The organism is Pseudomonas sp. A2, from assembly GCF_023100865.1.
In the GTDB taxonomy this organism is placed as follows: domain Bacteria; phylum Pseudomonadota; class Gammaproteobacteria; order Pseudomonadales; family Pseudomonadaceae; genus Aquipseudomonas; species Aquipseudomonas asiatica.
In genome coordinates, this window is the sequence record NZ_CP039127.1 from 3318220 (window position 1) to 3333104 (window position 14885).

General features: G+C 64.7%; 9 protein-coding genes and 1 pseudogene. 7 read left to right on the top strand and 3 right to left on the bottom strand.

All coding sequences use genetic code 11. From position 1 onward, the window contains the following. Positions 1-117: 117 nt before the first annotated feature. From E5221_RS15415 to E5221_RS15425, 3 genes are all read left to right on the top strand, one after another. The gene (locus E5221_RS15415; RefSeq protein WP_247845918.1) at positions 118-1737 is read left to right on the top strand and encodes an NADP-dependent glyceraldehyde-3-phosphate dehydrogenase; all 1620 of its coding nucleotides are present in this window, start codon (positions 118-120) and stop codon (positions 1735-1737) included. A 110-nt stretch (positions 1738-1847) separates the two neighbouring features. Further along, entirely contained in the window at positions 1848-2321 is a 474-nt protein-coding gene (locus E5221_RS15420) for a VOC family protein (RefSeq protein WP_061552582.1), read from the top strand. Between the two features lie 56 nt (positions 2322-2377). Further along, a complete protein-coding gene (locus E5221_RS15425) occupies positions 2378-3559 on the top strand; it encodes a hypothetical protein (RefSeq protein ID WP_039614693.1) in 1182 nt (393 codons plus the stop codon). A 294-nt stretch (positions 3560-3853) separates the two neighbouring features. Here E5221_RS15425 and ilvA read toward each other — a convergent pair whose 3' ends face one another. Both ilvA and E5221_RS15435 read right to left on the bottom strand, forming a co-directional pair. Continuing rightward, positions 3854-5413, bottom strand: coding sequence for a threonine ammonia-lyase, biosynthetic (gene ilvA / locus E5221_RS15430; protein ID WP_247845919.1), 1560 nt, complete (start codon positions 5411-5413; stop codon positions 3854-3856). A gap of 181 nt (positions 5414-5594) precedes the next feature. Beyond that, on the bottom strand, positions 5595-6026 hold the full coding sequence (locus tag E5221_RS15435; protein WP_047934137.1) for a PACE efflux transporter: 432 nt from the start codon (positions 6024-6026) through the stop codon (positions 5595-5597). 193 nt (positions 6027-6219) lie between these two features. Between E5221_RS15435 and nrfB the strand changes: the two are divergent. From nrfB to E5221_RS15455, 4 genes and pseudogenes are all read left to right on the top strand, one after another. Next, positions 6220-8395 (top strand): annotated as a pseudogene (gene nrfB / locus E5221_RS15440) (cyclic di-3',5'-guanylate-activated glycosyltransferase NrfB). Beyond that, on the top strand, positions 8392-11397 hold the full coding sequence (locus E5221_RS15445; protein WP_247845920.1) for a phage receptor: 3006 nt from the start codon (positions 8392-8394) through the stop codon (positions 11395-11397). The pseudogene nrfB and the gene E5221_RS15445 overlap by 4 nt, the downstream one beginning before the upstream one ends. Continuing rightward, positions 11397-12236, top strand: a complete 840-nt coding sequence (locus tag E5221_RS15450) for a DUF4434 family protein (RefSeq protein WP_182329580.1) — start codon at positions 11397-11399, stop codon at positions 12234-12236. The genes E5221_RS15445 and E5221_RS15450 overlap by 1 nt, the downstream gene beginning before the upstream one ends. Before the next feature lie 139 nt (positions 12237-12375). Further along, the gene (locus E5221_RS15455) at positions 12376-13467 is read left to right on the top strand and encodes a GGDEF domain-containing protein (RefSeq protein WP_247845921.1); all 1092 of its coding nucleotides are present in this window, start codon (positions 12376-12378) and stop codon (positions 13465-13467) included. 116 nt (positions 13468-13583) lie between these two features. Here the strand turns inward: E5221_RS15455 and E5221_RS15460 are convergent, their stop codons facing one another. Then, a complete protein-coding gene (locus tag E5221_RS15460) occupies positions 13584-14882 on the bottom strand; it encodes an ATP-binding protein (protein ID WP_061304558.1) in 1299 nt (432 codons plus the stop codon). Between the last annotated feature and the right edge of the window lie 3 nt (positions 14883-14885).

The following is a 14885-nucleotide window of genomic DNA, read 5'->3' on the forward strand; positions in this document are numbered from 1 at the left end:
CAGGCGCGGGTGGGCATGTTAAGCCAGACTGGTGTTTTTCCAGCGAGCGGTGCATGCTCGCTGCTGAAGCGTTTCACCCAGCTCGAAACCCACCCAGCAATGTGAGGTGCAGTACCCATGGACCGTCTGCTCGATTCACTCTTCCCCAGCGCCGAGGACATCCCGGAAACCTGGCGCCTGGAAGCCCCCCTGGAACAACGCGACTACCTGGTGAACGGTGAGCTCAGGCGGTGGGACGGCCCACTGGCCACAGTGCGCAGCCCGGTCTGGCTCAAGGAAGGCGACGATGAGCACCAGGTTGTGTTGGGCAGCGCTCCACTGCTCGATGCCGACACCGCGCTCACCGCCCTCGATGCCGCCGTGCAGGCGTACGACAAAGGCCGTGGCGCCTGGCCGAACATGCGCGTGGCCGAGCGAATCCAGCATGTCGAAACCTTCCTGGCGCGCATGCGCGAGCAGCGCCAGGCCGTGGTCAAGCTGCTGATGTGGGAAATTGGCAAGAACCTCAAGGACTCGGAAAAGGAATTCGACCGCACCTGCGACTACATCGTCGATACCATCAACGCCCTCAAGGACCTCGACCGCCGTTCCAGCCGCTTCGAGCTGGAACAGGGCACGCTCGGCCAGATCCGCCGAGCACCGCTGGGCGTGGCCCTGTGCATGGGCCCATACAACTACCCGCTGAACGAGACCTTCACCACGCTTATCCCGGCGCTGATCATGGGCAACACCGTGGTGTTCAAGCCGGCCAAGTTCGGCGTGCTGCTGATTCGGCCGTTGCTCGAAGCCTTCCGCGACAGCTTCCCGCCGGGGGTGATCAACGTCATCTACGGCCGTGGCCGGGAAACGGTGAGCGCGCTGATGGCCAGCGGCAAGGTCGATGTGTTCGCCTTCATCGGCACGCACAAGGCCGCCAGCGACCTGAAGAAGCTGCATCCGCGCCCGCACCGGCTGCGCGCCGCGCTGGGGCTGGATGCCAAGAACCCGGGCATCGTGCTGCCCCAGGTGGACCTCGACAACGCCGTCGAAGAGGCCGTCACCGGTGCGCTGTCGTTCAATGGCCAACGCTGCACGGCGCTGAAGATCCTGTTCGTGCACGAGGATGTGGTCGATGCGTTCCTCGACAAGTTCCAGCGCAAGCTGGCCGCGCTCAAGCCTGGCATGCCTTGGGAGCCTGGCGTGGCGCTGACACCGCTGCCCGAGCCCGGCAAGGTCGATTACCTCGATGGCCTGGTCGCCGATGCCACCGCCAAGGGCGCACGCGTGCTCAACGAAGGTGGTGGGCACAGCCGTGGCTCGTTCTTCTACCCCGCCGTGCTGTACCCCGTGAAGAGCGACATGCGCGTGTACCACGAGGAGCAGTTCGGCCCGCTGGTGCCGGTAGTGCCCTACCGCGACCTGCAGACGGTGATCGACTATGTGCTGGACTCCGACTACGGCCAGCAACTGAGCCTGTTCGGCAATGACCCGGCGACCATCGGCAGCCTGGTCGACATCTTTGCCAACCAGGTCGGGCGCATCAACATCAATGCGCAATGTCAGCGCGGCCCCGACACCTACCCGTTCAACGGCCGCAAGAACAGCGCCGAAGGCACCCTGTCGGTACACGACGCCCTGCGAGTGTTCTCTATCCGCACGCTGGTCGCGACGCGCTTCCAGGAGGCCAACAAGGAACTGATCAGCGAGATCATTCGCAACCGGCAGTCGACCTTCCTGACCACCGACTACATCTTCTGACCGCCACGCTTATAGAAAATCGATCTATCACCCCTGTCGATTTTCCATCAGCGCAAACGACTCTAAGCAAAAGGGCGCCAACCGGCGCCCACTTCCAAGGAGAGTCGAACATGGCAGCCAAACCCATTCCCGAAGGCCAGCACAGCATTACGCCCTACCTGGCCATCAACGACGCCGCCAAAGCCATCGAGTTCTACAAGAAGGCCTTTGGCGCGGTGGAAATGTTCCGCCTCGATGCCCCTGGCGGCCGCGTTGGCCATGCCGAGCTGAAAATCGGCGATTCGTCGCTGATGCTGGGCGACCCCTGCGACATGGAAGGCGGCCTCACCGCCAGCCAGAAGCTCAGCGGCGCCAGCGTAGGTCTGCACCTGTATGTCGAGGACTGCGACAAGGTCTATGCCCAGGCCCTGACGGCCGGCGCCACCCAGCTGCGTGCAGTGACGGACCAGTTCTACGGCGACCGCAGCGGCACCCTGAAAGACCCCTTCGGCAACATCTGGTTCGTTTCCACCCACAAGGAGGACCTGACCCCCGATGAAATTCGCGCCCGTGCTGCGAAGATGTTTACTGGCACTGCGCAGTAAGTTGAAAGCGGCGCCACTTTGCTTGAAGCTTGGGGCTCGTAGCTGGGAGCTGCTTCATGCGAATCATCGACAAAACCGCCGCACAGGTCCGTAGCCTGACCCCTGCAGAAGAGGAGCTGCTGGTCGGCTTTGCCACCGGCAGCCTCACCGGCCCGCGCCTGCTGCAGGCCAACCAGTTGCTGATGAAGGTGCGCAACGCCAACCAGTGGCTGGCCTGCGATTGCCGCAACGATGCCTTGCCGGTGCTGAATGTCACCCTCAACGGCAGCACCGGTACGCTGTTTCTCAAGAACAACCCGGGAACTGCCGAACACGCGCCTGGCTGCCCGTTCACCAAGGACGAGCGCGAAGCGACCGAGCGCGAGAACGACCCCGCGCCACCTGCTGCCTGGCTACCGCCCGACACACCGTTGCGCCTGATTGGTGATTTCCGCAGCAGCACCACCAGCAGTGGTGGCGACGGCAGCGAACGGCGTGAACAACAGCGCCTGCTGTCACTGTTGCTGACCTGGATCGAGACCAGCGGCCTGAACCTGTATGCCACGCACCTGAAAAAGGACCTGACCGGGCAGTTTGCCGAGTTGCGCAGCGTTGCCAGCCGCTATCCGCTGCTGGAACGGGTGCCCGCAAGCAACTACCTGGAAACCCGCCTGGACATGAAGCACATGATGATGCTCAAGTCCCGCCTGCGTGAAGCCACGGTGTTCGGCAACCACCGCCGCCACGGCCTGCTGCTGGATTGCGTGGACCAGATCAAGGGACGCAAGCTGTTCAATAACCGAAGTGAAGACGGCTTCGACTTCCAGGGGCATCACCTCTACTGGGGCGGCAACCGCACCAGCGGGCCATTGCTGGCGCTGATGCTCTATTCACCGACCAGTGCCGGCAGCCATTACTACGAACTGATCCATGTGGCCAGCGTGCCGGTGCTATCGCGTGCTCATCTGTTCCCTGTTTACCGCGATGAAGAACGCGAGCCGCTCAAGGCCCTGGTGTCGCTGGTCGACTGGATGGCCGGCAAAGGCGTGAAAGTGCAGATGCGCCGGCCGGTGATCGGCGGCCAGGTGATGGACGAACTGGTAATGACCTCGGACCAGGACCGGGTGTTGTCGGTATCGTTGCTGGAGCAGCCCATCGGCCCCGAACCGGATACCGAGAACTTCAAGCGCTACGCCGACTTCAAGAGCCTGGAAACCTTCCGCAAATTCGTTGCCGGCTTCTTCATGCGTGAGCGCTGAGGGCCGTGGGCTCGCCTTGATCTTTGTAGCGCCTGTCAGATCGAGCGCCGCCCGCGCGGCGCATCGCGAGCTGCGCTCGCTCCTACGTTTGTTTCGGGCCAATTATTCCTGTGGGATTTGCGCGCGAACGCCTTGGTGCATGGCTCGATATGGCGTCGTACGAACAAGGCGGTCGCGCGCGCCTGCACAGGCATGACTGGCCCGAAACAAACGTAGGAGCGAGCGCAGCTCGCGATGCGCCGCGCGGGCGGCGCTCGATCTGCCAGGCGCTATAAATCTCGTGGTGCACCGAAATCACCCCAGGAACAGCTTGTAAGCCGGGTTGTCGGTCTCATCCCAGTAGCAATACCCCATCTCATCCAGCGCCAGCGGCAACCCCGCCAACTCATCCCCCGGTACTTCCAGCGCCGCAAATACCCGTGCTTCTGCCGCGCCATGGTTGCGGTAATGGAACAGGCTGATATTCCAGCGCTTGCCAAGCCGCTCCAGAAAGCCCAGCAAAGCCCCCGGGCGCTCGGGGAATTCGAAGCGCAGCACCCGCTCGTCAGCCCCGGGCGCGGCATGGCCGCCAACGGTATGGCGCACATGCAGCTTGGCCAGTTCGTTGTCGGTCAGGTCCAGCACGCTGTAGCCCTGCTCACGCAGGCTGGCCAGCAACTGCTCACGCGGGTCGTGTAGTGGGTGTGTCTGCACCCCAACGAACAGCCGCGCCTCCTTGCCAGGGTAATAGCGGTAGTTGAACTCGGTGATCTGCCGCTTGCCCAGGGCCTGGCAGAAGGCGCGGAAACTGCCCGGCTGCTCCGGAATGGTGACAGCGATGATCGCCTCGCGCTGCTCGCCGAGTTCGGCACGCTCCGCCACATGGCGCAGGCGGTCGAAATTGACGTTGGCCCCGGAGTCGATGGCCACCAGGGTCTGCCCCTGCACGCCGTCGCGCGCCACATATTTCTTGATCCCCGCCACGGCCAGGGCGCCTGACGGCTCGGTGATCGAGCGGGTATCGTCGTAGATGTCCTTGATCGCCGCGCACAGTTCGTCGCTGCTCACGGTCACCACTTCATCAACGAAGTGCCGGCACAACTCGAAGCAATGGGCGCCGATCTGCGCTACCGCCACGCCATCTGCGAAGGTGCCGACCTGCGGCAGGATCACCCGCTCACCGGCCGCCATGGCAGCCTGCAGGCAGTTGGAGTCCTCCGGCTCGACGCCGATCACCTTCACCTCCGGGCGCAGGTACTTCACATAAGCGGCAATACCCGCGATCAGACCACCACCGCCCACTGGCACGAAGATGGCGTCCAGCGCACCCGGGCGCTGGCGCAGGATTTCCATGGCCACGGTGCCCTGCCCGGCGATCACATCCGGGTCGTCGAACGGTGGCACGAAGGTGGCGCCTTCGCTGTCGGCCAGTTTCAGCGCATGGGCCAAGGCATGGGGGAAGCTCTCGCCGTGCAGTACTACATGACCACCGCGCGAGCGTACACCCTCCACCTTCAGCGACGGCGTGGTGGTAGGCATGACGATGGTGGCCTTCATGCCCAGGTGCGATGCCGCCAGGGCCACGCCCTGGGCATGGTTGCCCGCAGAGGCGGTGATCACCCCGCGCTCGCGCTGCACGGTACTCAGCCGTGACAGGCGGGTATACGCACCGCGGATCTTGAACGAAAAGGTAGGCTGCAGGTCTTCCCGCTTCAGCAATACCTGATTGCCCAGGCTGGCAGACAACGCAGGCGCAGCTTGCAAAGGCGTTTCGATGGCCAGGTCGTACACCGGGGCGGCAAGAATGCGCCGCACCTGCTCCGACAGCAGTTGCTGGGGGGTGACGGTAGAACGAGGGCTGACGAAGCTGGTCATCGATGACTCCTTGGCTGTGTTCACGTTGCCCAGGAGTCAGAGAGAAGAAACCCGCCTCCAGGGCGGGTTCGGTGCACGTACGCGCTAGCCCGCCAAACTGATAATGGCGGTAATAATAATGGCGTTGACGTGCTGGAAAGTTTTCATGGGGTAGGAACTTAGCCGGTAGCGCAGCACAAAGTCAACACTTGGCCTGCTGCGCCGAAAGCGGCACATCGAATACCTTGTCGAAGCCCCACTGGAAGACAAACGCATAAACGAAGAAAAACACGAACAACGCCAGGTTGGTCAGCAACGCCGCCCACAGGCTGACATCCAGCCAGTACGCCACCAGCGGCAGCAGGATCAGCACCAGCCCGCCCTCGAAGCCCAGCGCATGCAGCAGGCGCCGCAGGAACGTGCGCTCACGCCGGTGCTGGCGCGCTTCCCAGCGTTCGAACACCCAGTTGTAGGCCATGTTCCAGCTCATCGCGATGCCCGACATCAGCACCGACAGCACGGTCGACTGCGCCATGCCGGCACTGAACGCCAGCTCCAGCGCGGGCGCCACGCAGGCGACGGCGATGGCCTCGTAAAGGATGGCCTGGACGATCTTGCGTGCCTTGCCTTGCATGTTCAGCTCCCTGGGTAAACGACCTGTAAAACTACAAGAAGTGGCCCACAAGAAAAAGCCTGAAATTTGGACAACCCCGCGTTCGGCTGCTTGTATCTATCCAGTACAAACGGCAGCAAGTCGTACAACTTCGTCCAGGGAATCGAACGAGGATAAAGACGATGGCCCACCCCTTCCTGTCGGTGACCGGCAAATGAGCCTGGTATTCATCGACTTCCTCACCTACGTGCTGTTCGGCCTGAAGATCCTCGCGATCATCCTGGCCTCGCTGATGTTCCTGCTGGGTCTGGATGATCTGTTCATCGACCTGTGTTACTGGGGCCGCAAGCTGATCCGGCGCTTTCGCATCTACGACAAGTACGAGAAAGCCGACGAAAAACGCCTGTTCGAGGTACCGGAGAAACCGCTGGCCATCATGGTCCCGGCCTGGAACGAAGTGGGCGTGGTGGGCGAGATGGCGCGCCTGGCTGCCTCGACCATCGACTACGAGAACTACCAGATCTTCGTCGGCACCTACCCCAACGACCCGCAAACCCAGGCCGATGTCGACGCCGTGTGCCTGCACTACCCCAACGTGCACAAGGTGGTCTGCGCCCGCCCCGGCCCCACCAGCAAGGCCGACTGCCTGAACAACATCATCGACGCGCTGCTGCGCTTCCAGCAGGACGCCGGCATCGAGTTTGCCGGTTTCATCCTGCACGACGCCGAAGACGTGATCTCGCCCATGGAGCTGCGCCTGTTCAACTACCTGCTGCCGAACAAGGACATGATCCAGATCCCGGTCTACCCCTACGCACCGGAATGGAAAGGCTTCACCGCCGGCCACTATGTCGATGAGTTCGCCGAAAACCACGGCAAGGACGTGATCGTGCGCGAGGCCCTGACCGGCCAGGTGCCCAGCGCCGGGGTCGGCACCTGCTTCAGCCGCCGCGCCATCAGCGCGCTGCTCGAGGACGGCGACGGCATCGCCTTCGACGTACAGAGCCTCACCGAAGACTACGACATTGGCTTCCGCCTGAAGCAGAAGGGCATGAAGTGCATTTTCGCCCGCTACTCCATCACCGACCCGGCGCTGACCCTGAAGCAGGAATGGCGCCCGGGCATGAGCCGCGAATTTTCCCAGGTGATCTGCGTGCGCGAGCACTTTCCGCGCGACTGGCAGCATGCCATCCGGCAAAAGTCGCGGTGGATCGTCGGCATCGTGTTCCAGGGCACCAGCAACCTCGGCTGGAGTCGCAAGGGGCGCGCTCAACTACTTCCTCTGGCGCGACCGCCGCGGCCTGTTCGCCTACCTGCTGAGTTTCCTGGTCAACCTGTTGCTGCTGGTGTTGCTGGCCATGTGGCTGGTCACGGTGATTGCGCCAGAGTCGTGGCGCTTCATGTCGATCCTCAGCGACAGCTGGCTGCTGACCACCTTGCTGTGGCTGAACGGGCTGATGCTGTTCAACCGCCTGTTCCAGCGCGCCTGGTTCGTCACCCGCTTCTATGGCATCGGCGAAGGGCTGCTGTCGGCACCGCGGATGATGTGGAGCAACTTCGTCAACTTCTTCGCCAACCTGCGTGCCCTGCGCCAGGTGATGGAAATGGGTGACTCGCGGCGCGTGGCCTGGGACAAGACCACCCACGAATTCCCCGCCATCGCTGCCCCCGCCCGCACGCCGCTGGGTCAGCGCCTGGTGGCCAAGGGCCTGATCAGCGACGAACAGCTGCAACAGGCGATCACCAGCCCGGTACGCCGGCGCCTGGGCCGCGAGCTGCTGCTGCGCGGCTGGCTGAACAGCGAACAGCTGGTCGCCACCCTGGCCGAGCAGATGGACCTGCCCTGGGCGCCGCTGAACCCGTTCAAGCTCGACCCGCAGCTGATCGCCAAACTGCCACGCAAGCTGGCTACGCACTACGGCGTGCTGCCCGTGGCCGAAGACGGCGACACGCTGGTGCTGGCCAGCGAAAGCCCGGTGAGCCAGGTGTCGCTAGGGGTAATCAGCCGCCACCTGAAGCGCCCGGTCAGCGCCCGCCTGGCGCCCCAGGGCCGGGTGACCCTGGGCCTGCGCTACCACTACCCAAGCCCCTGGCAGAAGGCGGAAACCCGCGACATGCTGGCCATTCTCGAGCGCCACCAGGACGACGAAGTGCTGCTGGAACAGGTCAGCCATCACCAAGTAATGCTCGGCGCCCTGCTGCAGGTGCGCGGCATGGTCCCGGTCACTTTGTTCAACCAGGCGCTGATCGACTTCGACCCGGAACACCAGAGCCTCGGCGAGCACCTGATCGCCCGCGGCATCATCACCGAGCAGGTGCTGCAGCAGGCCCTGATCGAACAGGCCAGCGAACAGCAGGCCGCCTTTGACCTGACCCGGGAGGTGGCATGAAGCCGCGCTTTTCCCTCACCTTCACTGGCTTGTTGCTGTGTTCCGCCGCACTGCCCTGCGCCGCTTCGGCGCCGATGACCGACTTTCAGCGGTTCACCAGCTACCCGTTCATGGAGCGCAGCTACCGCGAAGCGAAGAAGGACAACTGGCCCGAGGTCGAACGCCTGACCCGCCACGTGCTAGGCCGGGTGCCGAACAACGACGAAGCCCGTGCGCTGCTGGTGGAGGCCCTGGCTCACCAGCGCCGCTACAAGGAGGCCGAAGCCCTCGCCGAACAGTTGGGCGACAGCCCTGAATACGCCAACGCCCTGCTTGAACTGCGCCTGACCTGGATCGAACAAGACCCGCCGCCGGCCAGCCAGGTGGAACAATGGCTGGCCAACAGCGACGGCACCCACCGGGTGCGCCTGTGGCAGGCCTATAGCCTGAGCCTGGCCAAATTTGGTGGTGCCGCCAAGGCGCTGGACTGGCTCAACCATCTGCCGCCTCAGGGGGACGGCCAAGTGCTGCGCCTGGCCCGGGCCAACTTCGCCGAGCAACTACGCAACTGGAAGGAAACCATCGAACAGCTGCAGCCGCTGGCCGACCAAGGCCAGTTACCTGCGCAAGACTGGCAGCGCCTGGCCAATGCCTACATCCAGCAAGTGGATGAAAAAGGGTTGAACGCGCTGCTGCCCAGCGCCCCTTCCCCCGAAGCAGCCAACCAGGCCCGCCTGGCCATGGCCAACCGCGCCATCGCCGTCGGCCAGAACCAGCAGGCCCGGCATTGGCTGCAGGCACTGCCCGCCGAGCAGTTGAACCAGCCCGAGCAGCGCCAGCAACTGTGGGAGCTGGCCCGCGCAGGCGACGAGGCGCCGCTGGTGCAGCGCCTGAGCAACGAACTGCAACGCCCCTGCCTGGAAACCGTCGACTGGCTGTCGCGCCGCGACCCGCAGTTGGCGCGCGAGCAGTTCAAGGGCTGCACAGCCAGCACTGACCCCAAGGCCTACGCCGTGCTCAAGCAACGCCTGTACGGCGACCCGCCCCAGCCCCCGCAACCACGCACCGCCGCCGAGTGGGAGCAACGCTATCGACAGAGCGGCGATATGGCCGCACTGGAGCAAACCACCTTCCTGCTGATGCAGCAAGGCCATGATGAACACGCCCGGCAATTGCTGGAGCAGGCCTACGACCGCCACCAGGGCCGCCTTGCACCGTCGCTGCTGCAGCGCCTTGGCAACCTGTATGCGCGTAACGACGGCCCGCTGGACGCCCGCCGCATGCTCGGCCTAGTCCCTCGGGTCGACGCCACTACCCGGGCCCAGTTGCTCGGCCGCCTTGCCGAGGCTGGCCAGTGCGACGCCGTGCGCCAGGCAGTACCGGCCACCCCGAGCGAACCTGGCCAGTACCGCGCCCTGGGCCGCTGCGCCATGCCCGACCAGCCAGGCGAAGCGGTGGTCTACTACCAGGCCGCCGAGCGCCTGGGCGACAGCGAGAGCCGCCTGCCCCTGGCCTATGCCCTGGAAGCCGCTGGCGACTCCGAAGCGGCCCTGCCCATCTGGCGCACCCAGCCCGACAGCGCCTGGACCGACAACGCCCGCCTCACTGCCGCTCGCGGCGCGTTGAACGCCGGCGACGCACAAGCGGCCCGGCGCTATTGGGACGCCGCCGCACACCATAGCGCCGACGATTGGGCCCTGGGTGCCGCCATCGCCCACCGCCAAGGCGATTACCAGGCGGCGCTGGGCTTCCAGCGCCAGGCCCTGGCACACAACCCGCGGGCCGACCACTACTACGCGGCCTCCAGCACCGCGCAACTGGCTGGCGACAGTGCCCAGAGCAGCGCCTGGCTGGCAGAAGCCGTGCGCCTGGCTCCCGACCAGCCACGCTACCGCGCCGACTACGGCATGCGCCTGGCCGGCTCGACGGACAAGGCCCAGCGCCGCCAGTCGATTTCCTACCTGGAACGCGCCACCCACGACTTCCCCGAGGACTACCGCCTTGGCGAGACGCTGGCCTTGCGCTATGACGAAGCCGAAGACAGCGCTTCGGCGCACCGCGAACTGCGCCGCATCCTCGATGTGGAGCAGGACCTGGTCGACGGCGACGACGAATACGGCAGCCTGGAAGCCCGCAAGTACCGCCAGCGCCGCGCCCACGAAAGCCTGTCGCGGCGCGACACCATCACCCTGGCCAGCACCTGGTCGCCGGCCGGCACCTCGACCAACGACAAGTTCCTCGACAATGGCCAGCGCAGCGGCACTTCGCGCCGCGCGCAATCGCAGAACGTGCAACTGGCCATGTGGGACCACGCCTTGGGCGAAGAGCCCAGCCGCAACGGCAGCACCCTGTCTGTGTATGGCCGCGTGCTGTTCGGTGGGCAAAGCCGCACCGACTACGCGCAAAGCATGGGTACCGGTGTCGGCCTGCGTTACAAACCATTCGGCCAGGCCAACCTCAACCTGTATGCCGAGCTGTACCACCAGCGTCAGATCGACGAGGAACACTACCGCGGGCTGAGCCTGGGCCAACTGCTTAGCCCCGCCAAGGTCGGCGGCAACTGGGGCGACCTGCGTCACCACGCCGAATCGAGCAACGACCTGCTGTTGCGGGCCACCGCTTCTTTCCTCGACCAGGGCGACTGGCGCAACGACTGGCGGGTCGATGAAGACGACTGGAACGAACGCTTCCTCTACCTCGACGCCGCCTGGTGGACCCGTGCCGGCGACCACGCCTGGCTGTCGCGCTACCAGCAAGGCCACGCCTGGAAGCTGCCGGGCAGCTCGCCGCAAACCATCATGCCCTATGGTTTTTTCGAGTTTTCCAGCCAGGACCCGAGCAACGACTGGCGCCAGGACGCCCGGGCCGGGGTGGGCGTGCGCTGGCAGTGGTGGTTCGATGATGACCGCTACAACGCCTACCGCGGTTCGCTGAAAGTGCGTGCCGAGTACCAGCAATCGCTGGGCGGCAATCTATACGAGCGCGCCAATGGCGTGCTGGTCGGTGCGGAGATGACCTTCTGATGCGTACGTTCCTGGCCCTCTGCCTGCTTGCCCTGTGCCTGCCAGCCAGCGCCGACCAGCGCCTGTTCTACCAACCCCTGAACCGCGACGCCAATGTCACCCCCGCCCAATGGCAGCAACTGTGGCACGCCACCGTGGCCCAGGGCGGCAAAACCCTGATCGTGCAGTGGAGCGCCTATGGCGACAGCGATTTCGGCGGTGCCCGGGGGTGGCTGGCCGACAGTCTGCGCAGCGCGCGTGCCCAGGGCCTGCAACTGGTGCTGGGGCTGTACATGGACCCGGCCTATTACCAGCGCATCGACGAGCTGGACGGTGAAGGCCTGAACAGTTACTGGAAGGCGCAGCTGGGGCGCTCGCTCAGCCAGTACCAGCAACTGCGCCAGGCGTGGCAGTTGCCGGTGGACGGCTGGTACCTGCCCATGGAGCTGGACGACCATCACTTTCGCGAGGCCGAGCGCCGGGATGCCCTGTACAGCCAGTTGCAGGCCTTCAACCGGCAACTGGACAAGCCTTTGCACATCAGCGCTTTCAGCGCCGGCAAACTCTCACCGCGGGTCAATGCCGCATGGCTGGATCAACTGGCCGGGTTGGGCTTGACTGTGTGGTGGCAGGATGGCGCCGGGACCGGGCGCTTGCCCGCGTTGGTGCGCCAAGGCTACGAGCAGGCCTTGCCGTGCCGGGTTGGCGTAGTGCGCGAGGCGTTCCGCCAGGTGAGCGCGCCTGGACAGGCGTTTCGGGCTGAGCCTGCCCAGCCGAAGCTGGGCGGCGGGTGCCATGCCGAGGCGGTGTTCGACCTGCGTTACCGGCCATGGGCCCGGGGTGTTCTGCCCACCAATTGAGTCTTCAGGCCTGGCCTCTTCGCGGGTAAACCCGCTCCCACAGGGACCGCACAGATTTCCAGCGCTGTGGAAGACCTGTGGGAGCGGGTTTACCCGCGAAAGGGCCGGGCCTGGCATAGCAGTACTCACAGGAGCCCGCATGTTCAAGACCATCGAAGCCCACGTTCGCAAACAGGTCGCCCCCGCCGCCCTGCGCGCCGAATTCCGCCAGCACGAATTCGAGGTCATGCGCCCGTTCTGCCTGTTGGTATTCTGCGTCAGCATCCTGATCTGGCTGGTGTTCGACCTGATCGTCAGCTTCCTCGGCGGCCAGGGTTTCACCTGGCTGTCCTATCTGTTCATCACCCTGCTCGGCAGCCTCACCGTGGTGCTGCGGTTCACCCGTCGCAGCCATCACTTCGATGTACTCAACCTGCTGTTCATCGCCGCCATCACCCTGGGCATGCGCCTGGTGATCGAAGGCATCCCGGTGGCCCAGCGCCCGGTATGGCTGGTGCTCGGGGTGTCCACCGTGCTGTATGCCGTTTCGGTGCTACCGGTGCGGCGCTGGTCGTTCTTCTGCGCCATGGCCATCACCTGGGTGGTGCTCAACCCGTTCTACCACACCCGTATCGAAGCGGACGCACTCGAAGGCGCCATGCTGTTCAGCTACGCGGTGTTCCTCAGCGGCCTGGTCATCTACAGCTACCTGCAGATGCGCAAGGCCAAGCTGCACAACTTCTACCTGTCCAAGGTGCTGCTGGACCAGGCCTATGTCGATGCCCTGACCGAAATCCCCAACCGCCGTTCGTTCATGGCCCAGGCCGACCGCCAGCTGCGCCTGGCCACGGCCGAGCAGTACCTGGCGATGATCGACATCGACAACTTCAAACGGGTGAATGACCGTTTTGGCCATGACGTGGGCGATGAAGTACTCAAGCGCGTGGCCCTGCATATCAAGGCGAGCATGGCCGGTTACGAGTTTGCCCGACTGGGTGGTGAAGAATTCGCGATCTTTTTCCAGGGGCTGGACCAGCAAGGCGCCGAGCAACGAGTGGCGGCGCTGTGCCAACGAGTACGTGAAGATGTTGGCGAACACCCGGTAACCATCAGCATTGGCCTGGCCCGGGTGGACCAGGGCGACAGCCTGACCACGGCGCTGGTGCGCGCCGACCAGGCGCTGTACGAGGCCAAGCACAGTGGCAAGGACCGGTTTGTGCTGTGGTCTGCCCGGCTGGCAGAAAGTGATTAGCAGGCCCGGCCCTTTCGCGGGTAAACCCGCTCCCACAGGTGCTCCACAGTGTGTGAAATCTGTACGGCCCTTGTAGGAGCGGGTTCACCCGCGAAAGGGCCGGCACAGGCAGCCCATCACCCGGCAGGCAAGCGAATCCGGAACTGCGCGCCACCCAGCGCCGACTGCGCCACGGTCAAGGTGCCACCCTGCCCCTCGATCGCCCGCCGGCTGATCGCCAAGCCCAGGCCAAACCCGCCGGTATTGCGGTCACGGCTACGGTCCAGGCGGTAGAACGGCTGGAAAATCCGCTCGCGCTCCTCCACCGGAATACCGATCCCGTCATCCTCCACCGTCACCAGGCAGGCACCATCGTCTTCCAGGCGCAAGCGCAGCAACAGGCTCTCGTCGCAGTAACGCATGGCATTGCGCACCAGGTTCTGCACCGCCCGTGCCGTCAGCCGTGGGTCCAGCACAAAACGCGGCAAATCTCCCTCGGCCCGCACCTCCCACTGGATACCCCGGCCATCGAGTTCCTCGGCAAAGCCGCCGAGCACGCTGTCGACCAGCTCCAGCAACGACACCTCGACCCGCTCGCGGGCCTGGTCGGCGTTGTACAGCCGGCTGTAGGACAACAGCTCCAGTACCAGCTCATCCAGCTCACGCACATGCCCCACCAGCTCCAGCAGGCGCTTGCGGCTGGCCGGCGGCACTTCGTCGAACAGTAGCACCAGGCCGAAGTCCAGCCGGGTCAACGGCGTGCGCAACTCGTGCGACACCGCATTGAGCAGCTCGCGCTGCTGGTTCACGTGGCGTTCCAGGTCACTGGCCATGGTGTCGAACACCCCGGCCAGTTCACCGATGTTGGAGTGCGGCGAGATGTGCGTACGCTCGGCCATCTGCCCCTGGCCCAGGCGCCGGGCGGTCTCCTTGAGGCGCTCCAGGTCGCGCCAGTGCGGCCATACCCACAGCAACAGGCAACCGAGCATCGCTGCACCGATCAGGACGGTCACGCCCCACGACAGCACGTTGATATCCAGCGGGTCTGGCGGTGAGTGCAGGCGCACCAGCCATTCCTTGTCCAGCGGCGCCAGCACCGTCTCGTAGTAGCCCCATTCGGCGATGCGCACGGCGTACAGGCCGTGCTCCAGGCGCGCCTGCTCGTCCTCGCTCAGGTCAGCCTGGTCCATGCGCAGCAGTTGCAGTTCCAGCGGTGCGAAATCACTGGCCAGCTCTTGCTCCACCGCCGGCCACTGCTCGCGCGGGGCCTGGCGGAACTGGCGCACGATCAGCGACTGCACGCCCTTGGCCTGGTCCAGGTTGTAGGCCATGAAGCGGTCCTGGAACAGGCCGACGATGCTGTCGGGGATGAACAACAGCGCACCGGCATAGGCAACGATGATCACCAGGTACAGCCGCACCAGAATCTTCAGCATGGG